Below are 24504 nucleotides of genomic sequence, written 5' to 3'. Positions count from 1 at the left end.
ATAACCAAGCATTAATTAGCACTGATAATGTCAGTATAACGTCCTGGTGTTATGCCATAGGTTGATTTAAACATTCTATTAAAATGGGCTTGATCACAAAACCCTGTTGCTAATGCGGTTTCAACTAGCGACATGTTTTGTTGTAGTAAGTCCCGTGCGGTTGCTAGGCGGCGGTGAATAGAATATTGATATGGACTTGTACCGAGCACTTTTTTAAATTGTCTGATTAAGTCATAGCGTGTCAAACCGGTAATAGACTCAAGTTCGATTGAATGAATAACCCGATGATGATTATGTGATAAATACTCGCGAGCGATACCAACTGCGTGGTCATCAACAGTGTATTTTTTGGTTAATCGAGCACAGTCAGGATCGGCGGCAATTAAGCCACTTGCCAGTTGTAAAATTATCTCATCTTTAGCAAGCGTTTCCGTTATTTTGGTACCCGAGTTAAATAAAAACTGCACAACATTGGCGAGTATTTTATTGTCGGATACTGTTTCTTTTACAAAAGGCAGTGGACAGGGTCGACCGACAATGATATTAACCGCATCAGAAATACAAGCGGGATCTATATAGGCTATCCGATAACCAAAGCCTGCATCAGATCCTGCATGGCCATTATGTAACTCGTCAGGGTGTAAAACCATCACTTTGCCAGCGGTACTTACCCGCTTTTCGCCTCGGTAATCGTAGGATTGTACTCCAAGATCGGTTAAGCCAATCGCATAGGTATCATGTCTATGTTTATCGTAGGCTTCAGCTGCAAACCATGCCTGTAATAGTTCAACACCTTCAAAAGGTGTTGTGCTGTGCATTGCATCGACTAATGGTGTTTTGCACAAACGTTCAATACGGTTTGAATCTAATGGTGTTAAATAGCTACTCATTACATTATTCATCAATAATTTAGGAGTTTAGTTATGTCAAATTGTGAACCAACTGTTAATTATCAAGCAATCAATTTCACCGAAAAGCTTAACCTTTTCTCAGAGTACTGGGCGCCAAAAGTGATTGCAGAAATGAATGACTATCAATTCAAAATAGTAAAAATTAAAGGTGATTTTATTTTCCATACCCATCAAGACACTGACGAAACATTTATTGTCTTAGAAGGAAGCTTAAGAATAGATTTTGAAGATGGATACATCACGGTTGCTGCCGGTGAAATGTACGTGGTACCTAAAGGTGTTGTTCACAAACCTTATGCTGAACATGAAGTGAGAATGGTATTGGTTGAGCCTAAAAATACCTTGAATACAGACGATGGGGCAGTAAGTGATCAAACTGCGACCAATGATATCTGGATATAGGGCTGATAAAAGTAAATGCAGACATTAACGGTGGTGGTATGGTAATTTTTTATTAATGAGTTAAGTGAATACCTAAATCTCATCAAATATTTATTTTTTACTTAAATATAAAGCTATAAATTTATTCGTTTATACTCACTTAGTGTTTATTAACATCGTTTTATGTTGATTTTTGTGGTCGTTTGTTGTTAAGTTTGGCTTCCGCGATGCATTTTGTTGTGCCATATATTTAATGGTTTGATTTAATGTAGTGAGTGATTTTTTATGGTTGAATAATAAGTTGGTTAAATTATATGATAATAATACAGACATTAATTATAACAATACTATTGTGTTTAAGCTTTCTCATTAATGCGGAATCAAATGATATTTTTTATAATAGAGTCGATAATCAAGAAAAATTAAAAAAATATTCAAACAACCTAGAGTCTAAGAAATTGAGACCTGATGATGTCTCATTTAACTCTCCCTATGTAAAGATAACGAGAGAAAAAGGGTTAGTGGTCTATAATCTTATTTATAATGAAGTGGATTTTAAAAAAATAAATGAGATAAAAAAGAACCTAACTAGCGTTGATACAAACAAACAAAATTTTATTAATGATGATTTTTTAGTGCGACAGATTGCTACGCTCGATGGTTGTCATTTATCTTTGTATCCATTAAGTGCATGTAATGGAGAAGCTAATTTATTGTTTAGAGTGTCTACTTTCAGAAGCAAACCTTTTAACTCATTATCTAGTGATATTGATAATAAGTATGTCCGTATTAGTTTAGATAATGGTGGTGTAGGGGCTGGCAGTGGTATTTATTTGAGTAAAAATGTATTTGATTCTCTTCAAAATGTTAATAAGTCAGTGAGGGGGGTCTGGTCACATTTATCGAATGCTTATCTTGATAGCGTCAACATTGACATTCATGCTGAACAACTTACGGCATCAGAAATGCCTACTTTACAGAGTTATTTTCCTGAAAATCAAAATAAAAATTATTCTGAACGTCATACGATAGGAAAAAACTTTAAGGTGAGTCTTAACTTAAAAAGCCCTAAAGATTTTGGTGCCTCTGCTGAATATTCAGTTAGTGACTCAGTGACAATGACCTTTAGTACACAAGATTTAGGTGTGATCAGTAACCCATATTATAACGGCTTAAATATTCGTTTTCAGCAAGAGGGATTTGAAGAAGCTTGCGATTTACTGAGGTATACAAGCAGTGTGTTAAGGGGATGTGGTTATAAAACATCATTATTTTCAAGCAGGTCTAATCCATTAGACCTCAGTAAGTTATCACCAATTTTGTATGCTGGTTTCTCGCCTGGCCTTGATAGCCTGTTTAGCGTCGATGGCAGTACTGTTGGTACAAGTAAATTTTATATTGATACCTCTATTTTCTATAAAGCAACCGTATCAGAATCACGTCATATTCTTTTTTACTATGAATATATGCTAATGGATGAATTATCCTATCAGACGACACTGCCTCCTATTGAATTTGACATAAATTGGGAATCACCTGCTTTTCTTGGCACGACGACAGTTAATTTACAGTCATCTGCAAAAGATTTATGTTTGTCAGTTGGAGATGATACTGCGACACTTGAATATAAGAATTGTGAAATTAATGATTTAAATCAGGCCTTTTTATATGATGAATATGGAAGATATGTCTCAGCAAAACATCAGAATTATTGTTTAGCACGAGATTCACTGCCTGATCTTTCACTTTGTCATTTATCTTTAGATCAAATTTGGAATTGGCAACAAAAAGATCGCTTTAGTTCGGTATTATTTAATACTGACAATGATGGAAATCAATATATTATTGAAGGTGACATTGTGCCTGAGGTTGAGATATGGCAGGGTGAGCATAATGTAGGAAAGTACTTATCTCGCAATATGTCATTTATACATAATGTCGATTAACTATTTATTGTGGTGTTAATTTTATGTCTTTAAAACTAACACCACAAATACTATGGAGCTAAATTTATGCTTGCTTTTTTAATCCCTTGCGCTCGATAAACTAAGATCCCAGGTTTACTTTTGACATAGTCAATAAAGGGCGAGTCCACAACTTTTCTATTAACACTGCTTGAGGAAGCGTGCCGCAGAACAGGGCCATTGTTATCTCGTATAAATATGCCTGTATGAGTGACGTCAAGTCCATTGATATTGGTGTAAATGCCGATATAATCACCGTCTTTCAGCTTAGAAATCACGGCATGATTAACATCGACTCCACGAATATAGGTGATTTTTCTTGGTGACATATTAAGTCCTGCAATATAGGTTTCACCATTGTTTTTTTGGTTCAAATATTTGGTAACGGTATTAAATTTGGGGCTTATTTGGCTAGTCACGTCAGTGATGTTATGGTGATCGTCACTGATCCAATCAGAGAAAAAATGTTTTCTTGAAAGGTAATCTATTTGCCCTGATGAATAACGTGTATTAATAATGTTTTCAAAAAAAGTAAGCATACTGTCGGATTGTCTCAAGGATTCGACATAATCAAGGTACGTAAAACAATCGAGATGACCTAAGTCTATTACTAATTGTTCTTTTTCGGTGTTTGAACCGATAAGGCGATTTGCTCCATAAGGAGTACCAAGAAATATGGCTGACGCATTTTTTATCGAGGTGCCTGCATCTTGACCTACGTGAGCTGACATCAGCTTGATGAGTATATGTTCATCAATGCTTGCCAAATGAATATTTGTTCCTGCAAAGGCAAAATGTGACAGTAAAGATACTATTAGTAGTAGGTTAAATCTAGACTTCATTGCACCATTCCCTCTGAAATTTTTTGAAGGTTAGATGGTGGTCTGAATCGTTTTTCACTCACAATGTATCGATTATTCATAAGCTTCTGGATACAGGAACATGGCCTAAATTTTTGTGTCACTTTGCTGCAACGACGATAGAGTGTCAACTAGCTTGAAAAACACCAATGCTAACTGGTTAAATACTCTCATTCTGAGTAAGGTAACGCAATAACATTAAGTATAGGCGCTCTTAATTTTTCCACATCAGCATTACTTTTGTAGCGTGCTGGGAGTGGTACTTGCATTTAAGCCTAAGGGTTGATTCTTTAAGGTGTCTAGCGTTGGTTGTTTGAGTGTTCACTCCTGTTTTTTATTCATCGTTTCTTGAACGAATGTAATTAATGCTTGTGCTTCATTGAGTTGGTCAAAGTTATTGAGTAATATTTTTCTAATCGTTGGTTTCCAGCGAAGCTCTGGAGAATCGGCTATAAAAGCCAGCTGACTGAGGATCGTTTTCCAATATACATTATCGTTAATGTCGATATTAGATGACTGTGTTAAATAGGTCACATCAGTTTGTCCTTGATAGAGATACCAGAGGCTATTTTGTGTTCGTGCTTCATGGCCAGGTAGTTCTTTAGCCCACTGTGCGCTGGATAAGTAAAGGTAAGGTTTTGATAACATGGCATTGAATAACATTCCATGTTGAGTGTTTTCCCAGATTTTTTTTTGCCATAACAGTGGTAACATATTTTCAGTTTGGCTTTGGTGTAATTGATACAATACTGGAAACATAAAATCACCAAAATCATCCCAAGCTAAGCTAAAGTCATTAGTTCCAATGCTTTGATACATTTGGAGTGTTAATTTATCTACAGCTGCGTCATCTGATATTGATTCATTTATGGTCAGTAAAATTTCATGCAGTTTGGGAAATTGCTCGAGCGTTTGGCGTAAAGATATATTGCCTTTGTATGGACGATCGCTCATGTGCTGTTGATGTCGAGATATCCATTGGTTCCACAAATTTTTTAACGGATCCATTAGCTCTTGTTCTGACCAACCTTGAGCGATTTTATTGGCTAAATAAGCATGAATATCTATTGTGATAATATCCTGTTTCATTGTATTAAGTGTGCTGTCTTGTGATTCAATAAATTTAATTCTTTTACGATTATCATATATGTTGCAAGTATAAAGGCCACAAATCCATTCATCTTCACCGAACCAGAATTCGCCAGTATAAAGCTCTTCGGCATTGGGTAAGCGTTTAAAATAAGTCAGTGAAAACTCAGTTATCGCATTATAGCGAGCCTTGGTATAAAGTTGTTGCTGGTATTGCATTATGCTGGGTTGTGATAATAGTTGTTCACGTGTTTGCTGCAGATTTAAGAGTAATTTTTCTTGATAAATTTCGCGTGCTTGAGATAAGTGTAGAGTCGTGATGTCGACTAAGCGTGAATCTGCTAAATATAATGAATTTCTAGCTTCAACTAACGTTGGGTTTGATTGTTTATACCATAGAGATTGTAATGCCAATATAATATTATCGTATTGGCACAGTCGTAATGCAGCAATGCGTTCATTGATGTTAACGGTAGTGTAAAGGCGAAAATTAGTGGTGATTTCATTAACATTTATTAACTCATTTTGGCAATGTGCAAAGCCAAATGTATCATTAGGACGACTGTTTATTATCCATAAACTGGTTTTAAAATATTCATGATCAAAGTGAGTGAATTGGTTATCAAGTACATGTTCATATTCCATCACTTTTGCTCTGTATAAGCTATCTTGATGCAAGATTTGAATATCTGCTAATCGTTGAAATTGAGTCTCAATATGCTGTTGGAATTGTTGATAATGCGTCAGTAGCTTTGACTGTTCACTGCTCAAACTGGCCAGTTCTGGTATGGAAATATTATAAGAGTAATGCTCTAAGTTATTTATTTTATTTACAATATAAGTCGAGGTTTTTATTTGGGATAAGTAATCATAATAACCTAGGTTATCACCAATAATCGGTACGATAGAAAAAAACGTCGCGAGTAGATGTATATTTGATGAGCTTTCATCTTCAAATGCTGTGATCACATCAACAAACCAGCTTGTTAAAATAGCCACATCAGCAACAAGATTCAGTCCCCCTAATGCAACTAAAAAACGCTCAGAAGGGTAATATGCACCTAGTAATTGTTTAATACCTGTTAGCTGCTCATTTGCTATTGGTGTTAGTGCATCAGGGTTGGGCCCACGTGTAAATATTTGTTCAGTTAACTGCCATTGTTTTGGGAGGCTGGATTCATTCGTGGTCCCCAGTAATAGCGATGGAATGTCTTCATAATTAGAGCTAGCTGTAAACCCAGAAAACTCTTGGTTAATTGACTCAAGCCAATTTGAGTTATTGTTACTGGAGATAGAGGTAAACTGACAACTATCCATTGATAAGCTAGGTAAGCTGAAGACAACCAAACAACATAAGAGGGTTTTATATTGGGTAAAGTGTGCCATTATCATAATCTCCAGCAGCGTTTTGATCGAGGTAAACCAGCAGAACTGATTAAGGTTACTTCATTATTATTCGCAAGCTTCCCCCACTCCTTGGCTAAAGAATGATTTAGCAGTTCTATTGGTAAGTATTCTCCGGGGGTGCGTAAAATAATTAAAGGTTTGCGTAATTTTTGATGTAGTACCTTCGCTATTTTTAAGCTGATATCATTAGTGCTATCACCTATTAGAGTAAAAGATTGAATTTTATGTAAATCAGATGCGGCATCAATGAATTGATCATCTTTAAAGTATACGGTAGTAAATGAAGATTCTGCCCTGTTAACCGCAAGCCCTTTTTTATACGCATGATATAAGTTTTTTCTTTTTATAACATCGGTTTGTGCGTCTATGAGTGTTTGTCCTGATAAGTTGTGTGGTAAAATTATTTTTACATTCATATTATTTTTAGCGGCAAAAGCCAGCATTTTCTTATCGGTTTCTTTTAGCGAACCTAGGTGTTTAATGCCTGAGAAATAAGGCGAGATAAACGTTACTGCGGTATTCTTTTCAATACTAGCCATCTCCATTATTTTATTTTTTATATGCTTCAGTTGGCCGTGGCCATTAAATTTAGTCAATAATTTACGAGTTAGCTTTTCTGCAGGACTCAGCACAGAAGTGAGCTCATAATCATACAAGTCTTTAGGCCAATACATGTTACGTTTAGGCGCGGATAGCTCTGATGCAATATGGAATTCAGAGATGGGTTTTTCATGTTTAAAAGGGGTTATTTTTGCAATGTTACGTTGATACATATCACTCGTTATTTTATTTGATTGTAATGCACTACGCCATGCTGATTTCCATTGTTGTCTAATATGCAAAGATTTTTCACGAGTAGGTGTGAGTGCATTTAAAGATAGAGCTGACTCATTGCTATATGCGATGCCGGTTGCTTCGTATTCTCTTCTTTGTAAATCCACATTGAGCTTGATAACCTCATCACTACCATGATGTGATTGTGGTAATGTTATATTGTGAAGCGTTCTAATACCTTTAGGTATTCCGCCACTTAAGTAATCTCTGGCGTGAATAAGTTCATGCCCTAGTGCGACAGCTAAATCCATCACTTCATCCGTTCCTGGGAGGTAAATGCTGTTCTGCGTATCAAAGTAGATAACCGTAGGTACACCTAAACCATTAGAAGCATTGGTTATCTTACTTAAGTCGGTTAATATTGGCTCTGCTACAAACCTTTTATCGTCGGTGCTTTGTCTGATAATAACATTGACATTAACATCCATTTTTATAGAGTTAAAATCGAAAGCCTTTGCTGGTTCGATTCCCGGAGGAGATATTGGAGCATACTCCGCCACTTGTTTTAATAATGCTTGACCAGACTTTGAAGATTTTAATCGATTGATTAATGCTGAAATATCATGTAGAAAAACTTCATCATTGGTCTGCACGTAAACTCCAGAGGTCACAATAAATAAATCGCCAGCCGCATCATTAATTGCAATAATGTTTTCTCCATCTGGGGGGGTTAAAAATAAGGAGGCATAACAATGAGTAGGAATTAGTATTAAACTGTAAAAAATAAATAGGTAGATGCTGAGTATTGACCTGTTCATAATGACGAATATCCAAAAAAAGCGTCATCAAAAATAATATTTTTAATATTAAATCTAAGACTTATTATGAGTATCGATATAACATATCAGCTAATTGATTTTGTTAAATTGATCTAGATGCGGGTTATGGATGATTAGCGGTTTTAATACTAAAGGTTATCTAATGAAATCATCAATAATTTTTTGTAGCTCACCACTTCTTCTCATGATGTAAATTTCTTTATTGAATTGCATAATAAAGTCATCCATATATGGGTATTTATCCCCTCCTTTAGCGGTAAAGCCTAAAAACCCTTGCTCAATACTGATGGTTGTTCCTTCCACCAATTGCTCATGTTTTCCACCTTCATCATATTGACCTGCAGCTTTTAATTGCTTAAGTGTCCAGAAAGTTGAAATTCTATCATTCATATAGCAATCAGTTTTTTTGTTACCCAGCATCATGATGCTCTTTTCACTGCCGTCGGCTTCACTTATAGTTATTTTTTTATCTTTTACCGCTTGCCAAAATTTCGCTCCACCCAAGGTAAACCCTGAGTTTAGGCCAATAATTAAGCCATAGTAATCATCTGGCCAAATTGTTCTAATCGTACGAGAGAGTACTTTAGCACGACACACGACAATGATTCTTTCATCTAAGATTGGAATTGAGTATGGCCAGATATAAGGCCTTTCTTTGGTTCTATGGTATGGCGGGGAAAGGGCAAATCCTTTCCCACTTTCCATATAAGATAAGCCTAGCTTCCAAGCAATTGGATTGATTGTAATTTTATAATTATTCATTTTTGCAAAAATTTTTTTGAGAATATCAATATAAATCCCCTTTAATGCACCATCTTCACTATAGGAATAAGGTGGGTAGGAGTCATCGGCATAAATATTCACTTTCACCTCTGTTGCTGAGAGTAACGGAGAAAGAGATAAAAATAATAAAATACAGGCTTTTAGCTGTATATGCTTCATAAAAGTCCCAGTTGACTCAGCACCCAGAGTGCTAGAAAAGTTAAAATAGGCACTATTCACCTATAACATAGTGCCTAGAGGTGTGAGTTAAATTATATAATATATTGAGTTTAGCTCAGGAACTGAGATTCGTGTTTATATTAGGTAGGCTGTTAAGAACATAGATTAGGTGGAGTGTATGGCTGTTGGCGTAGTATGAAGTTCAATTCCGGCTTCATCTTCATCGACGATATCAGTTTCTTTTAGTGCGGCAGCGATCCAGCGCTGCATCTCTGGTGATTCTATCACATGTTTCATGTAGCGGTGTGAAGCATTAGAAATTTTTATGTCATAGGTGTTAAAGCGCATAACGACTGGTGCAAACATCATATCGGCGATAGACCATTCACCGAATAGCCAGCTACCTGAATGTTGTAAATCAAATTCAGCCATTTGCTGGGACCAGAGCTCATCAATTCGTTTAATATCTTGTTTCGCGGCCTTGCTTAGTTCGATACTACGTGTGGCACGAATATTCATTGGTAGCTCATTGCGCAGTGCATTAAAGCCGGAATGCATTTCGCAGGCAAGAGAGCGTGCAGTTGCTTTTTGTGCCGGATCTTTGGGCCAAGCAGTACCAGATATATAAGTATCATTGATGTATTCGCAGATTGCTAAGGAATCCCATACGGTAATGTTGCCGTCGACGATAACAGGGACTCTTAAGCTTGGTGAAATCTTTTCTAGTTGATGATAAAAGTCAGTAGTAAAAAGTCTTAACTTGATCTCGTCAAATTTAATCTCTGATTTTTCAAGCATTAACCAGGCTCTTAGTGACCAGCTGGAGTAATTTTTATTTCCTATATATAGTTCCATCATATTGCCTTTAGTTTTATCATTATGTGACTACTATATGAACTTTTTAGTATGTTGACTAACGAATAGATTTGATATGATCTATCAAGAAATGGAATGGTTGAAAGAGATGGATATTGATGCATTAAGAGGTTTCATTGCTTTTGTGGAAACAGGGAGTTTCACTCGAGCGGCAAAACAAACCCATAAAACCCAATCTGCAGTGAGTATGCAGATGAAACGCTTAGAAGATGAATTAGGTCGAGATTTATTTGAGAAGCATGGCAGGCATTTAATCCTCTCTGTTGAAGGGCGGCGTTTAGCTCTGTACGCTAAGTCATTATTACAGCTACATGATGAAGCTGTGGTTGCACTAAAGGCTACTAATGTAAGGCATAGCATACATCTAGGGTGTCCGGATGATTATGCAGATTCTATTTTGCCACCAATTGTATCTTTATTACACCAGTACCTACCTCAACTTGATCTGCAAGTGACGTGTACATCCAGTTACCTTATTCGTGTGATGCTCGACAATGGTGAGCTGGATGCTGCCATTGTGACGCGCTTGCCAGATTCCGATGAAGGCTACCTACTAACGACCGACATGGGTGTGTGGATTGGGACCGAAGAGACAGACTTAATGACACAAGACCCATTACCTATAGTCTTATTTCAAAAAGATTGTAAGTTTCATCTTGCCGCCATAGATGGGTTAATTAAATTGGGACAACCCTATCGTTTGATGGCTTGTAGCAGTAGTGCTACAGCAATCAAAGGTATGGTTAAACAAGGTCTTGGGTTGGGTGCAATGGCTAAATTAAGCGCAGGAAAAGATAGCTTTATCCTTGAGTCTGATGCTTTGCCTAAATTACCCAGCATAGGGATCGCGCTGGTTATCTCCTCTGGTGCGCGATCATCTTTTTCTGCTGAGCTGGCACAACAAGTGGTAAAGGGGTTTACAGATAAGAAGCCGAGTCGTATTGAGGACTACATAGGCTAGCTCCGCCAGACTTGTTGCCACCTGAGACCTTTTTGATAATACCAGCAGCTCTTGCGATGAAGCGGTGCAAGATATTGTTTCAGAATTTAATTCTGATCAGGCAAGCTCCTTAGCATGGCAAAATTCCCCTAAGCTTTTGACTATATCGACTGCAACTTGAATCGAGGTTGGATTTTTACCTTGTCCTTGAAAATACTTTAATGTGCGATGTAAATGCAGATACATGGAGTCATCGAAAAGGGGCCGATGAATGACCTGACATATACCATTTTTCTCTACTGCAACAATTCCTTGAGCACGTTTGCAGCCTAATATAGGTTCATGAAGTCCGATGATATTAATGTTATCGCCTGCCGTATTGATGCCTTTGATAGACATGATTCTGTGTCTTTGTTGTCCATGCAACTGCTTTGGTAGTTGAGGCAGCCCGTAAATAATAGGCAAATGATTCCGTACATGACCTTCAAGCGAGGTATATAGTTCAACAGAAACATCATTATGTGCTTGATAATGTATGAGAGAAGAGCTTTGCCCAGCAAGAAAGCAACCATTAGCAGTAAAAGGGATGTAAAGGTCGACATCTTCAATGTTGAGTATGTTTTTTGGTAAAAACTCGCGGCCTAATTGATAACAAAGCGCCAGCATATGTGGCCCTTCGTAGCCGATTGCACCAAACTCAGTATCAATAAATCGACCTCGCTTAAAATCATTCAAGCGATTTTTTGACATTTCAATACTGATGTTCTTTATGCTAATTCCTTGTTTACATACTATTGCTTTTATCATGCTGGATATTCGTGACGAAAAGTAATTTTCATTCACAACTAATTTTCCTGAATATGTAGACAGAATCAACTTGAGTTCATCCAGTTGTGTGTAATGACAGACTGGTTTTTCTATGATTATGGCTGCATTAGGCTGAGTTAAAATAATACTTTTTAATGCATCAAGATGGTTGTCTGTTGGAGTACAGATATCCCAAAAATCAGGTTTGTATTCAGCAGCCTTAAAATAAGAAGGGATAATTTGAAAACCATCTTGTATGGCACGTTGTTGGTTTATTGTGTTTGTTTCAATGACACCTATGACAGTAGCGCCTAGCTTTTGAAGTTTTTTGATATGTAATGGGGCTATGTTGCCATATCCTATCTGGATGTATTGCATGTTATTTACTGACCTTAACAACGTCTCCATTGGCAGGCGGAACTTCTATTACCATGATCTCTAAAGGGCCATTTTGTTCTATGGCGTTATGGGTGATACCGGGTGGGATAGTGATTAAATCGCCTTTTTTAATATTGTAAATTTCGCCGTCCAAATATACTTGCCCCTTGCCATTAAGCACTAAATAATATTCAGTCGTTGTTTTATGATAATGACGCTCAGAATTATCGACAATTAAATGATGAAATCTTGCTGTGTCGTCTTCTGTCATGCGTCGAATGTGTCCACAATGGGCTTTTTTTTGTTCTACATCTTGAATATTAAGGATCTTTACTGTGCTCATTTTTATCTCCATGACGACAATATGTTGGTTTTAACAGGGTTCAAATTGATTAGGGGTCAGCAGTGAGTTTGGTGGCCAACAGCGGTACTGAAAAGTGGTGATGATAGGCTAAAAGTCTAAGTAACTTGATGATGCTGTCATACTCAAAAATTGGCAGCAAGTGACTAACGTTTAAATAGCTCCAGTTGCTCTATTTTACCTCTTCTAACCTAATTCAATTGGCTGGTTTTACCGATTTTTTTGAACAGTATTTTCATCTGGGAGATCAGTTAATATTGTCAATATGTCGGAGGGTTTATTCGGTCTGACTAGTAGGCAGGTATTGGTAGGATGATTCACATTTTGATTTCGACTTGCTAAAATGGTGAGATAAGAATAGATGCAAATTTAAAAGGTGATTAAGTGAAAACTCTCTATACGGTAGGCTTATGTGTTTTTTTGGGTGCAGCAAGTCATGTTTATGCTGCTGATTGTAACAAGGTTAAAGCTTGTGAAAGAAAGTTTTGTGAGATAAATGATCAATTATCAATCGCTAAATCTAACAACAATGAATCTAAGGTTAATGGCTTAAATAAAGCTTTAGCCTATGCTAAAAATAATTGTTCAACACAAGGGTTACGTGATGAGATACAAAATAAAATTGATGATGCTAGCGATGATATAGAAGAATATCAATCAGATCTAGATGAAGCCAAAGCCGATAATAAAAAGGACAAGATTGAAAAGTATCAAAGAAAAATGGCAGAAAAACGTGAGCAAATATCACGATTGAAAGTTGAGTCTGCAGAGTTAGAATAAACGAGATGGCTAGGTATTGTACAGTTGGGTTTTATTTAATGTCGTTTTTTGCCAACATAAATTGTTTAGCTTGCTCTAAGTAGGCAGCAAATACACCCTCTGATTTCATTACTTTGAACGTTTGCGCTAATTTTATAGCAACTTCAGCATGTTGCTTATGTAGATAACTATATACTTCACCTTCTTCTAATGTTGCAATAAGTTGGATGTTTTTGTCGGTAAACTCAGGTGTTACTAGTAATGCATTGACGATTGTAGGTGCATCTATGTAAATATCAATTCTGCCACGAAGTAATCTACGTAGTGAATTAATAGGGTAGGATGAGTCAGTAAGATCACTAGCAGGAACGAGCTGAGAGAGTCGCTGTTGAGCTACTTCTACGCCGCGATAATACTCAACTTTATATTGGCTATTTTTAATGTCGCCCCATGATTTTATCTTAATGGCTGGATTGATAGTAAAAGCACTTAGCGCACTATTGAAAAGAGGCTCATTGATACGAATTAGATTAGGGTGTGCATCGCTATATTTTTTATGTCTTGCTATTTCTCCATCTATTTTACCTAAATCTGCCATATTACTGGCTCTGAGCGGAGGGAGCACAATAAAAGAAACGTCGATATTTAAGCGATTAAAAGCGTCGATATACACGAGTTCTGAAAATTTCATATAGAGGTTGGTACTGGGATCAGCAATAAAAGCAAGCTTGATGTGTTGCTTATCTGCTGTGTGTGCTGTGATACTGATGGTGGCGAGTATGATGCTACACATTATCCGCAGGAATCGTTGATGCATGTTTCAATACTCGCAGCGACAAGAAATACAATAACTGCAGTATAGAAGAAATTGTGCTTGTGCCGCCTATTTCCATGCTTTGCTATTTTTATCAGTATCGAATGGGTGATGAGATGGACGCCCCCTAATTCGGCGTCAATGCGCCAAACTGATGTTGACCATTCAGTTACATTAAGGAGCGTCCACTATGAAAGTTACCACTATTGCTATCGATCTTGCAAAGAATGTATTCCAAGTACTTGGAATGACTGCAGATGCTAAGAAAGTCTATAACAAACGGCTGAACAGAAATCAGCTTAAAGAGCTGTTATGCAACACGCCTGCTTGCACTGTGGTTATGGAGGCCTGTTATTCATCACACTATTGGGGGCGTGTCGGTTTACAATTTGGCCATAACGTTAAGTTGATACCCGCTCAACATGTTACCCCATTTGTTCGCGGCAATAAAAATGACAGTAACGATGCATTAGCTATCTTTGAAGCAAGTTCAAGACCTAATATTCGTTTTGTGCCAATTAAGTCAGAGGCTCAGCAAGAGGTCTTGATGATGCATAGAATAAGAGACCGGTTAATCAAGCAGCGCATTGCTTGCACCAATCAAATTCGAGGATTATTGGTTGATTTTGGCTTTGTTTTCCCACAAGGTTTTACCGCTTTTGAACAAAACATCTGGGATATCATCAATGACAGTGAGCAGAGACCTTTACTCAGATATCTCCTCAACCAAGTTTATGATGAATACTTGCAAATAACTAAGCAACTCAAAGACCTCAATAAGTTGATAAAACAGAAAGTAGAGCAAACCGAAACAGGACAGATACTGCTCAGTATACCGGGTATTGGTCATGTAATAGCCTCCGCTTTTGAAGCTTGTATCGACAAAGGCCAGGCTTTTAATACCCCTAAAGAACTCGCTGTCTGGCTTGGGCTAACACCGAGGCAATATGCCTCAGGAAATAAAAGCCAGCTTTATGGTATTACTAAGCGTGGTGACAGCTATTTAAGAAAACAACTCATCCATGGGGCGAGAACCGTTGTTAGTCATGCACACAAAAAGATGACGCACTCAACCAATGGGTAACTCAATTAAAAGCGCGAATAGGTTTTAATAAGGCCACGGTAGCGACAGCACATAAACTGGCAAGGCTGATGTGGATATTATTAAAAAAACAAACACGTTATCAAGCACAAAGCGGCCAAACGGCAGAGATAATATCATGCGTCTGATAATGTTAATGGTATCGACTATCAAGCAAAGCTCGTTCAAGACAAGAGCCGATACTGAGCCCGACTGGGTGTAGTGAGCACTTGATAGTCACCTCTTAGAGAAGTGGTTAAATTGATGACAAAAGACTCAGTTCATCCTGCATAAACCCGTTAGAGACAAGGGTAAATAACCCGACTGGGTGTATTTTATTTTTGGGTGTGTAGGTACGGAATTCATCAGGGGCGCATTTTCTCTAAAAAGAGAACGTGTTAAGCCCGTATATATGTCAGCACTATCGCTTAAAGCGAAAAGAGTCAGTCAATAAACACGTAACGAGAGGTAATAGTTAACAAAGAAACTAAGGTCAAAAATACCTTGGTTAGATGAGTATTACCTTGACTAACCGGGAGCGTCCATATATGTCATGAGGGGATTGCAACCAATGAGGCTCCATAAATCGTTTGATCAGAGCTGGAAAGTGAACTCTATGGTAGCTGTTCACTAGGATGATCCAATTTTTGAACACTGAGTTGTTTTACCTGCAATACAGAACAAAGCCATCAATGACTTGTGTATGGCAAGGTCGTTGTACTCTTATTACTGGTTATTTGCAGGTTCTGCTCGCCAAGGGTAAGGCCCCATAAACTCATCTGTCAGAATGCGCCAAACATTCATCTCTAACCAATCATCATAACCAACCCAGTGCTTATATTTTGGCAAGGTTAACATTGTTGGGATCATGAATGGGTTGGTCCCCTTTTGTAATTCCGCATAGAAACCATCGCGTAAATCTTGAATGTATTCCAATTGCTGTACGACATCTTCCTTTGTTCCCCCCGCTAAAGGTGTATCAGCTTCATTGTGAGAAAACACTGCGGTATCGAATTCTAATTCAAGAATTTCAGATAAACTTCTCTCCCATTCTCTAATGTTGAAATCTGGTACGACAGAGAAGATAACTCGATTAGGTGTCACAATGTCTGCAATATATGCCACTCTAGATTGTGGCAAGACAAACACTGTCATACCCAAGCCATGGTTCATGCCCAAGTAATGTAATTCTACTGTTGTTCCACCGAGTTGAATATCTGCTCTGCTGCCAGTCCACGACTTTGTGGGGGGGATCATATCTCTGTTTGGATTTGCCTTCATCCAAGCCGTTGCTTCTTCATGGGCTAGTGTCATTGCCCCTTCATTGATAAACACTTGCCCCCCGCCAGCATGATCCCAGTGGTTGTGGCTATGTAAAACATACTTTATTGGTTTATTGGTGATCTTCTTGATCTCCTTAACCATTGCTTCTGCATGTGGGGTATTGATAGGGTCAAATACCATGACACCGTCATCGGTCACGATAAACAAAGAAATGTACTCACCGTTTACGCTAAAGGAATAGATATTGTCAGCTACTGCTAATGTGGTTTGACGGTTACTTTGCGCGACAGCGAATTGAGTCACGATTAACATGGCGATCAGTAAACTTACTTTTAAACTTGATATTAATCTATACATATTTACTCCATTATGATGTCAATTTGAATAACATACCTGACAGTTAGTCACACAAGGTTTAACGAATGACTGAAACTAATTAAGTTATTGTTTATCTGTGATTAAATACTCATTTGTTAGCTGTGCTGTTTGTATTGTGAGACTAGCATATTGTTAATTAAGTTATGAAGATGATAATATGCATTCACTAATTGTCATATTTGCAATTAACTATTATGAGCACTTCAGAACAAGCCTTTCTACATGTCGTTGAAACGGGTAGCTTCAAGCAAGCTGCCAAGCTCTTAAACATGGAGCCTTCATCTTTAAGCAGGAAAATTGCGGCGCTTGAAGAACGGCTGAAAATCAAACTGTTACATCGTTCAACATCAAGAACTCACCCCACGGAACTTGGGCAGGCTTACTATATAGGCTTAAAGAGAATCATTGATGAACAGATGGCTCTAGAAGAAGAAATCCTCAGTGGTGTAACGACCATTAAAGGTAAACTTCGTATCGGTTCGACTTTTGATCTTGCAGAAAAATTGATAACTCCGGTTGTCCTAGATATGCAAAGAGAGGCGCCAGAATTAAAAGTTGAACTGATCTTAAGCAGTGATATCGATAATCTAGCGGAGAAAAATTTAGATGTAGCAATTCGAATCGGTCCCTTACCTGATTCTAATTTAATTGTAAAAAAAGTCGGTGAGATTTCGCGTGTTCTTGTTGCTAATCCTGAGTATGTTAATCAGTACGGTCTGCCTCAATCACCTAGTGACTTAGTTAATCATAATTTTGTACTGTACTCTGCAGCCCAGGGCCGGAGCAGTATTGAATTCAAAGATGGTAGCGTCTTTCGTCACTCAAATATGTCAAGTAATATGGCGGTAAATAGCCTGAATGCAATTCGATATTTGGTGATAAACGGATCAGGAGTCAACCTAGGACCTGCGTGGTTATATGAGGATGATTTAAAAAAAGGCAAACTCATTAGATTATTACCTTCTCATCCTGTCAAAGGATTTATGGTTAATGCCGTTTATACCGAAAGAAGGTTTCTACCGAAGAAAACCAAGGAATTTATTGAACAGTTAACCAAAAAAATTAGTGATATCACTGTTTAACTCAAGAATGAATGCCGAATAAAAGGCACTTCATTGTTATCTGTATTCTGATAGGCATTGACCATGGATTGATAACTCTGATCTTGCTCAATGATGGTAATAAAAGTTATCATGTCTTCACTGCGATAACTCAAGATATGTTGACGATAATAATCCATAGACAGCCATCGTTGTAATAATCCATAGACTGTAATAATCCATAGACAGCCATCGTTAATTGCACTTCTCTGTCGCTGTGACTAAAATTTAATCATGGTGATGTCATTGGAGTGAGTTATGCCACAGCCTAGAAGAACGCTAATCAGTATCGAAGATACGCCTTATTATCATTGTTGTAGCCGTGTCGTGCGCCGCGCATATCTCTGTGGTGACGATAAGTACACAGGTAAAAACTATGACCATCGACGCGGTTGGGTTGAGGCGCAAATGCTTAAATTATCTGACGTTTTTGCGATTGATGTGGCTGCCTATGCGGTGATGAGTAATCATTTGCATATTGTGTTATATATCGATTTAGATAAAGCCAATGTCTGGTCAGATAGGGAGGTGGTAGAACAATGGCATCAATGCTTTAACGGCACAGCACTCACACAAAAATTTGCTCGAGGTGAAGTGATTGATGAGCACCAAGTGAGTCAGTTAAAACATCTTATTGCGACTTACCGCTCACGGCTGAGTGATATTAGCTGGTTTATGCGATGTCTTAATGAGCCCATTGCTAGGCAAGCCAACTTTGAAGATAACTGTACGGGGCATTTCTGGGAAGGACGGTTTAAATCTCAAGCGCTTTTGGATGAAGCGGCAGTGCTGGCTTGTATGGCCTACGTTGAACTTAATCCGATTCGGGCTAAAATGGCCAATACGCCAGAGAATTCAGACTACACCAGCCTTCAATTGCGAGTCAACGCGGCAATCAATGGAAAGCAACCCGCCAGATTACTGCCCTTTATTGGGGATGAACGACTTAATCAACCCAAAGGCATAAACTTCGCGCTGAAAGACTATCTTGAATTAATTGATGAAACAGGTCGTATTATTCGAGATGATAAACGCGGAGCCATCTCAGCCAATGCAGATAAGATATTAATGAGGTTAAACATTCCTGCTGACAATTGGCTCAAAATTACCACAGATTTTGGGCAACTATTTCATGGACCAGTAGGGACACTGCAAGAGCTAAGTCGCTACTGTGAACACTTAAATAAAAGACGACGGCACTTTTCCAATAGTTGCGAGTATCTTAAAGTAGGCTAGCCGCTGGATTCAAGTAATAAGAGCAACAGAACTCTAATATACCTGTAATAGCATCTTCCTCAGTTTATCAACAGAGCAGATATTCCTTGCCTGAAAATCAACTTTTTACGACAAAAAACCTCATTTTGTTAAGAGCACTAGGTTATATGAGCTTAACATTCCTACCTCCCATAAATTGACAGTTATAGAACGTTGAAGGTTCGCGGGAATGTCGATATGTTATTGATTAACAATGGCTGGCTTTGATTTTTTTTTATTGGCTGTACGTTTTCTAAATCGTTTGTGCCGCAAAGTTGGCTAACCTTTGAATGAAGGCCATATTTTCAAAATAGTACATTTATTGTTGGGTCGAGGTTATATTGGGATATGGTAGGTGGTTTAAGGTCGAACCTTCACTTTTATTTATCGCCTCCAGCAGGGTATGTGCAGACACTTCTGCGAGACGCCGCAAGCACTTCTGACCGCTACGGACGGTGGAAATGCCTAATTCAGTATGGAACTGAATAGGCCATGTGGGCTCTGCCAAAACATCCCTGTTTTGGAAGCTCACAGCCGTATCTACACCCGTTATTTCAAGCAAGTGTGTCTCTTCGATTTGATTTTGTTAGTTAGTTTTCTGGCTTATTTATGCCCCAAAATCATTCAGTTTTCGAATGAAGGCTGATTTTATTTTTATTCTTCTGGATTAGATTTATTAGGTGTTGGGTAGAATGTTGAAGGCCATACCTTCGCTTTTATTAATCGCCTCCAGCGGGGTATGTGTAGATGCTTCTGTGAGACGCCGCAAGCACTTCCGTGTGGGCTCTGCCAAAACATCCCTGTTTTGGAAGCTCACAGCCGTATCTACACTTGTTATTTCAAGCAAACGTGTTTCTTCGATTGAGCTTTATTGGTGATTTATCTAGCAGAATGCTCAAGACAGCCCATAAGACTGATGGACATATTCTAACCACAAGGATATGTTAAAAATATTATGGGTGTCCACTTAGTGCAATTACAGCGACTAAGTGATAAAGATAAAAATATACTTTAAAATCAATAGCTTAAATGTAACCTTGCTCGGGGGTATTGTAGGTTATAAAGGGTAAATTTATCTTATTTTAACTATGGCTTGGTTTACCATACCATGTTTTGTTAAATAATATATTTACAACAAACACTTACAAGTGATATTTTGGCGAAGAAACTTACAAGAAAGCAGGAGGTTATCCTGCTGCTAATCAATAAGCTGTTATATGCATGGAGGCATCCAGTGATTAAAACGGAACGTTTAGAGCTTAGAAAGTTTGCTCAGCAAGATCGTAGTGAAGTAATGAAATTACTAGGAAATGCCGATTTTATGGCGTTTTCTCCAACTGGCGCAATGACTCCTGAACAAGCAGATGTGCGTTTTGAAGAGCTTGTTAGTGCATTTCAAAACAAAGGTATTGGAAAGTTTTGTGTTGTGGAACGTACGACTGGCGAGCTAGTCGGCTATTGTGGGATAGAATCATTTAATTATAAAGGCGAAAGTGTAGTTGAACTTGGGTATCGGCTTAAGGTTTCAGCTCGAGGTAAGGGATATGCATTCGAAGCAAGCTCTGCTGTTCTCTCTTTTGCCAGTCAAATTGGTTATACGAAAATTCTTGCTCTAACAGAGCCCGAGAACATGCCATCTCAACATATACTACTTAAGCTTGGGTTCCAGGCATGTGGTGACGGTTACTATCAAAATATGCCAGTTCAATACTTTGAAAAATGCATATAACAGATTAGGATAGGCAGCGCGCAGCCGCGTCCTTATCCCAAGCGTTGAACAAGCCCGAGCATGTTGGAAGTGATGCCTTATATAGTAAATATTAGCGTAAGATCTTACGCTTTTTAGGTATGTGCTGAGCAGTAGTACTTTTTGTAACTCATAGCGATCCATTAGGATCGCCAGCTAATTATTTTACATTAAATATCAATACCTTAACCACTAGAAGGGGATCGCCTCCTCATATTTTTTTTGCTCTGTATTTTAAATCTTAGTTTTATAAACCTTCCGCTTAAACAGAGGCGTTAGGTTGCATTAAATGTTGGCTAATAAAGCTTGTCAGTCGAGTATGGACCCTGAGAATTAACAATGGCTGCCTATGGATTTGTCGTTAACTCATTATTATCAATAGTTTGTAATATATATAAAAGTGCTATGCAGACCTCGTAAACACCTATGCATCTTTTTTATCTGCTAAATTGATAAAGTCAGTAAAGTCAGGACAGCCATATCTTTTGTGCTTTAGCACATCCTCTACTAGCCTTTAAGTTACCTCAACTACGTATTGTTCAGGATAACGATTATGACGTCAGCTAGAAGAACCCTCATTGATGCAGAATCAACGCCGTTTTATCACATAATAAATCGTTGTGTAAGAAGGGCCTACCTATGTGGGGAAGATAAGCTCACTGGGAAAAGTTATGAGCATCGTCGCGGCTGGATTGTCGATAAAATCAAAGCGCTTTCGAACATATTTTGTATTGATATATGCGCTTATGCGGTAATGAACAATCACTACCATTTAGTGCTTAACATTGACATGGATAAAGCCAAGTCTTTGAGCCACCGTGAAATAATTACCCGATGGTGCCAGATTACCAAGGGCCATGATGTAGCCACTAAATACATGAATGGTGACGCTTTGATTGAAGGAGAGCGGATACTTCTTGATGGTTTACTGACTGAGTGGCACGAGCGTTTATCTAGCATATCCTGGTTTATGCGCTGCCTAAACGAAGAGATTGCCCGTAGGTCCAACCGTGAAGATGAGTGTAAAGGGGCTTTCTGGGAAGGGCGCTTTAAGTCACAAGCTCTACTTGATGAGCAAGCACTACTCGCCTGCATGATGTATGTTGATTTAAACCCTATCAGAGCAGGAATAGCCGACACACTGCAAGCTTCTGATTATACGTCGATTCAGGAGCGCATTAACGCGCTAAATACACCTGATAAACCAAATAATGATGAATCAACACTCATCCCGAGTGAGCGACTCAACCCCCTTGCCAAATTTGATGGTGCAGCTCATTTAGCACCTCAATCAGGGATCCCATTTCATTTCTGTGATTATTTACAACTTATCGATTGGACTGGCAGAGCAATTAGGCCAGACAAAAGAGGGTTCATCGACGCCAGTCGTCCTAAATTACTTGATGAACTTGGTATATCATCCGATGCCTGGATCACCTCAGCAAAAGAGTTTCGCCGCCAATACAGTGGTATTAGTGGTCGCTGGGATGCCATGTGTGCCTTCAAAAGACAGCATCACAGTGGTCAATGGTGCAAAGGTAAGGCCAGTAGCGATGCACTTCACCCCTCGCCTTAGTCGTATATCACTGAGATCGAGCAATCATCTACAAATGCTTGGAAATAATTAGGGGTTTCGAATAAACCAAGATACTTTTTCTAATCTGAATCGCCCTAATCAGAGCATAAGCTCTAGCACACTTCTATCCAAAACCGTGCTAGCAGCTACCAAAGTTCAATCGAAGAAACCATGCTTTGCTTTTGATAAAGGTGTAGATGAAGCTGCGGCCGTTGATGGCATGGATGCCATCGTCGAGCTTACATGGAAGACTCTTATGAAATCAAGAGCCAGCGCGCCGCAGAAGTATCTGCACATCAGGTCGTTCTTAGGCATCCTGCCTTCACGACATTGATACAATCCCTGTATGGCACCTGCTGCAAGCAATTAACACCATATAATGATGGTCATGAGCAAGCGACCAAACATCAAACCTGCCCAATGAAACCAATGTCAAAGACACGTTAAGTTTAGAGGCAGCCCTTACTGCTGGGTTCTATAATCAAATCTCATGGGAAACCCTTCTCTCATCACTAACAGAGTGATATTTTCTTCGCTGAGTGCATCCCACAGGGGATTTGCTTCTTCGTGCACCCATTGGTTGTTAACTTGTAATATCACATCTTCTGATTTTAGGCCTAAGGTTTTATAGAATTCACTTCTGTCTATTTCGGTTAATTTAAGTAAATGAACGCCTTCTATTTGGTGTGCCGTGGCATGAAAATGCTTAGCCAACTCTTTTTTATTCGTCAGCTGCTGGGATAGCCAGTGCTTGGATAATAGCATCTTGGCAGTAGTTGGTAGTTGTTGTAGGACTTGTGTTTGAGTTTCGGTTGCTGGAATCTTATTGGTGCTTAAATGATTATCGTCAGTATTGAATGTACGTGCAGTCACTCGTTGCTCAGCAAGAGGGGTGAGTAATAAAAACTCCATTTGGCCGTGATTGTTTAATAAAATCCGCTGCGGTTCAATGGTCGTTAACGTGACATTCTTGTCAATCATGTCACCATAAGCATATTCGATAATTTTTTGATCATTAATCGTTTTTAAGCTTGCGCTTGAGTCATTGTGTGGTGTTTTGATTGATGTTGAAACGAGCGTGAGCGGTAGTTTTGATGGGATAGGAAGACCTAAACGTATCAATTCTTGATTGATATAGTAACTGTATCCATCGGCGGTATTAGGGCCTTTGGTGTATAGGCCATTGGTGAAGAGTACAGGCACATTACCGAGCCCTAGCTGGTGGGCAAGTTCGAGATCGGCATCCAATTTATCTTGATATTGCCTGAAGTCGATACAGTGAGTAAAACTGGTTTCGTTTAAACCTAGTTGATTGGCAATGATCAGGTATCTGTCTCGGTTTAACTGATTTATATCACTATATAAAGCGGCTTGATATTGCCATTGTGCGTTAAATTCTGCTGCGCAAAGACTGGCATTTGCGGCGGCTTTGCCGTAACGGTGAAACGGTTGCGGTAAATCATAAAAAGTCATATTAATCAGCTTGCCGTAACGAGACTCTAATAACCTTAATTCTGGCTGTAGTCGTGCACAATGAGAAGATTGATAGCTACAAAATAGCGACAATTTGATCTCGGCTGTTGGGTTGCCTTTGATGGGTTTGTCGGTTTGTGGCAGGGTGATTCTGGGTGCGGGTGGCGGAGTGAGTAATACCTCGACTTCAGCGGCCATCTGTTTGCTAGTACTGGATTGTTTATTATTGGCTTTAGCGGCAATAAGGGTATTAAGGGCAGCTTTTCTTAATTGGTATTTATGCCACTCAAGATCGAACAGTTTGAGTGCAATAGGGGCATCTATTTCGGTCATTAAAATCACTTGGTTATCGATTTTAGCGACAATGTTTTCCTGCTCCTCTCCGGCGATGCTGACTGGTTTGGGAGCAGGTTCGGTATTAACGTGAGCCTGTTCTGGGCGATGACAGCCGATCATCATAAAAGATAGTAATAAGCTGAAATAGAAAATATGTTTTTTCATTGTGTAGA

The 24504-nt window shown here is 38.6% G+C and carries 20 protein-coding genes and 1 pseudogene; 9 read left to right on the top strand and 12 right to left on the bottom strand.

All coding sequences use genetic code 11. The annotated features are described in order from the left end of the window. Nucleotides 1–11: 11 nt before the first annotated feature. Complete coding sequence (locus tag HQQ94_RS21840; RefSeq protein ID WP_217274092.1) at nucleotides 12–890, bottom strand: AraC family transcriptional regulator; 879 nt, start codon at nucleotides 888–890, stop codon at nucleotides 12–14. Between the two features lie 33 nt (nucleotides 891–923). Here HQQ94_RS21840 and HQQ94_RS21835 point away from each other — a divergent pair, with 33 nt between their 5' ends. After that, nucleotides 924–1313, top strand: a complete 390-nt coding sequence (locus tag HQQ94_RS21835) for a cupin domain-containing protein (RefSeq protein ID WP_173296385.1) — start codon at nucleotides 924–926, stop codon at nucleotides 1311–1313. Between the two features lie 293 nt (nucleotides 1314–1606). Beyond that, nucleotides 1607–3238 (top strand): leukocidin family pore-forming toxin, encoded by a 1632-nt coding sequence (locus HQQ94_RS21830; RefSeq protein ID WP_173296384.1) that lies wholly within the window; start codon nucleotides 1607–1609, stop codon nucleotides 3236–3238. A gap of 50 nt (nucleotides 3239–3288) precedes the next feature. Here HQQ94_RS21830 and HQQ94_RS21825 read toward each other — a convergent pair whose 3' ends face one another. The 5 genes from HQQ94_RS21825 to HQQ94_RS21805 form a co-directional block, all read right to left on the bottom strand. Then, nucleotides 3289–4098 carry a DUF1460 domain-containing protein gene (locus tag HQQ94_RS21825; protein WP_217274091.1) on the bottom strand — a complete coding sequence of 270 codons (810 nt, stop codon included), beginning with the start codon at nucleotides 4096–4098 and terminating at the stop codon, nucleotides 3289–3291. A 339-nt stretch (nucleotides 4099–4437) separates the two neighbouring features. Next, nucleotides 4438–6591 (bottom strand): hypothetical protein, encoded by a 2154-nt coding sequence (locus HQQ94_RS21820; RefSeq protein ID WP_173296383.1) that lies wholly within the window; start codon nucleotides 6589–6591, stop codon nucleotides 4438–4440. 2 nt (nucleotides 6592–6593) lie between these two features. Next, nucleotides 6594–8204 carry a M91 family zinc metallopeptidase gene (locus tag HQQ94_RS21815; protein WP_173296382.1) on the bottom strand — a complete coding sequence of 537 codons (1611 nt, stop codon included), beginning with the start codon at nucleotides 8202–8204 and terminating at the stop codon, nucleotides 6594–6596. A gap of 156 nt (nucleotides 8205–8360) precedes the next feature. Beyond that, nucleotides 8361–9089: a transporter substrate-binding domain-containing protein gene (locus HQQ94_RS21810; protein WP_309247267.1), complete on the bottom strand. Its 729-nt coding sequence runs from the start codon at nucleotides 9087–9089 to the stop codon at nucleotides 8361–8363. Nucleotides 9090–9332: 243 nt separating this feature from the next. Next, entirely contained in the window at nucleotides 9333–10022 is a 690-nt protein-coding gene (locus HQQ94_RS21805) for a glutathione S-transferase family protein (protein WP_173296380.1), read from the bottom strand. 76 nt (nucleotides 10023–10098) lie between these two features. Between HQQ94_RS21805 and HQQ94_RS21800 the strand changes: the two genes are divergently transcribed. Next, complete coding sequence (locus HQQ94_RS21800; RefSeq protein WP_254304124.1) at nucleotides 10099–11004, top strand: LysR family transcriptional regulator; 906 nt, start codon at nucleotides 10099–10101, stop codon at nucleotides 11002–11004. Between the two features lie 96 nt (nucleotides 11005–11100). Here HQQ94_RS21800 and HQQ94_RS21795 read toward each other — a convergent pair whose 3' ends face one another. After that, a complete protein-coding gene (locus tag HQQ94_RS21795) occupies nucleotides 11101–12168 on the bottom strand; it encodes a Gfo/Idh/MocA family oxidoreductase (protein ID WP_173296379.1) in 1068 nt (355 codons plus the stop codon). Between the two features lies 1 nt (nucleotide 12169). Then, nucleotides 12170–12511, bottom strand: coding sequence for a cupin domain-containing protein (locus tag HQQ94_RS21790; protein ID WP_173296378.1), 342 nt, complete (start codon nucleotides 12509–12511; stop codon nucleotides 12170–12172). Between the two features lie 402 nt (nucleotides 12512–12913). Here HQQ94_RS21790 and HQQ94_RS21785 point away from each other — a divergent pair, with 402 nt between their 5' ends. Further along, nucleotides 12914–13309 carry a DUF1090 domain-containing protein gene (locus tag HQQ94_RS21785; protein ID WP_173296377.1) on the top strand — a complete coding sequence of 132 codons (396 nt, stop codon included), beginning with the start codon at nucleotides 12914–12916 and terminating at the stop codon, nucleotides 13307–13309. Nucleotides 13310–13340: 31 nt separating this feature from the next. On the opposite strand, the gene HQQ94_RS21780 is transcribed toward HQQ94_RS21785, so the two are convergent. Beyond that, the gene (locus HQQ94_RS21780) at nucleotides 13341–14081 is read right to left on the bottom strand and encodes a hypothetical protein (protein ID WP_173296376.1); all 741 of its coding nucleotides are present in this window, start codon (nucleotides 14079–14081) and stop codon (nucleotides 13341–13343) included. A 211-nt stretch (nucleotides 14082–14292) separates the two neighbouring features. Between HQQ94_RS21780 and HQQ94_RS21775 the strand changes: the two are divergent. Beyond that, nucleotides 14293–15332: pseudogene (locus tag HQQ94_RS21775) on the top strand (IS110 family transposase). Between the two features lie 577 nt (nucleotides 15333–15909). Here the strand turns inward: HQQ94_RS21775 and HQQ94_RS21770 are convergent. Then, a complete protein-coding gene (locus HQQ94_RS21770) occupies nucleotides 15910–16824 on the bottom strand; it encodes an MBL fold metallo-hydrolase (protein WP_173296375.1) in 915 nt (304 codons plus the stop codon). A gap of 215 nt (nucleotides 16825–17039) precedes the next feature. Between HQQ94_RS21770 and HQQ94_RS21765 the strand changes: the two genes are divergently transcribed. Continuing rightward, nucleotides 17040–17927 (top strand): LysR family transcriptional regulator, encoded by an 888-nt coding sequence (locus HQQ94_RS21765; protein WP_173296374.1) that lies wholly within the window; start codon nucleotides 17040–17042, stop codon nucleotides 17925–17927. Here the strand turns inward: HQQ94_RS21765 and HQQ94_RS21760 are convergent. Further along, nucleotides 17924–18085 (bottom strand): hypothetical protein, encoded by a 162-nt coding sequence (locus tag HQQ94_RS21760; RefSeq protein WP_173296373.1) that lies wholly within the window; start codon nucleotides 18083–18085, stop codon nucleotides 17924–17926. The two genes, HQQ94_RS21765 and HQQ94_RS21760, sit on opposite strands and share 4 nt — an antisense overlap. A 118-nt stretch (nucleotides 18086–18203) precedes the next feature. Here HQQ94_RS21760 and HQQ94_RS21755 point away from each other — a divergent pair, with 118 nt between their 5' ends. The 3 genes from HQQ94_RS21755 (at nucleotide 18204) to HQQ94_RS21745 (ending at nucleotide 22522) form a co-directional block, all read left to right on the top strand. Further along, on the top strand, nucleotides 18204–19181 hold the full coding sequence (locus HQQ94_RS21755; protein ID WP_173296372.1) for a transposase: 978 nt from the start codon (nucleotides 18204–18206) through the stop codon (nucleotides 19179–19181). 1252 nt (nucleotides 19182–20433) lie between these two features. Continuing rightward, complete coding sequence (locus HQQ94_RS21750; RefSeq protein ID WP_173296371.1) at nucleotides 20434–20928, top strand: GNAT family N-acetyltransferase; 495 nt, start codon at nucleotides 20434–20436, stop codon at nucleotides 20926–20928. Nucleotides 20929–21499: 571 nt separating this feature from the next. Then, nucleotides 21500–22522 (top strand): transposase, encoded by a 1023-nt coding sequence (locus HQQ94_RS21745; RefSeq protein ID WP_173295199.1) that lies wholly within the window; start codon nucleotides 21500–21502, stop codon nucleotides 22520–22522. A 462-nt stretch (nucleotides 22523–22984) separates the two neighbouring features. On the opposite strand, the gene HQQ94_RS21740 is transcribed toward HQQ94_RS21745, so the two are convergent. After that, nucleotides 22985–24496, bottom strand: coding sequence for a thioredoxin domain-containing protein (locus HQQ94_RS21740; protein WP_173296370.1), 1512 nt, complete (start codon nucleotides 24494–24496; stop codon nucleotides 22985–22987). Nucleotides 24497–24504 lie beyond the last annotated feature (8 nt).

Origin of the sequence: Shewanella sp. VB17 (assembly GCF_013248905.1) — a bacterium.
GTDB lineage: Bacteria > Pseudomonadota > Gammaproteobacteria > Enterobacterales > Shewanellaceae > Shewanella.
Note: the sequence above shows the minus strand (reverse complement) of the source record. Positions and strands in the feature narration are given on the sequence as shown.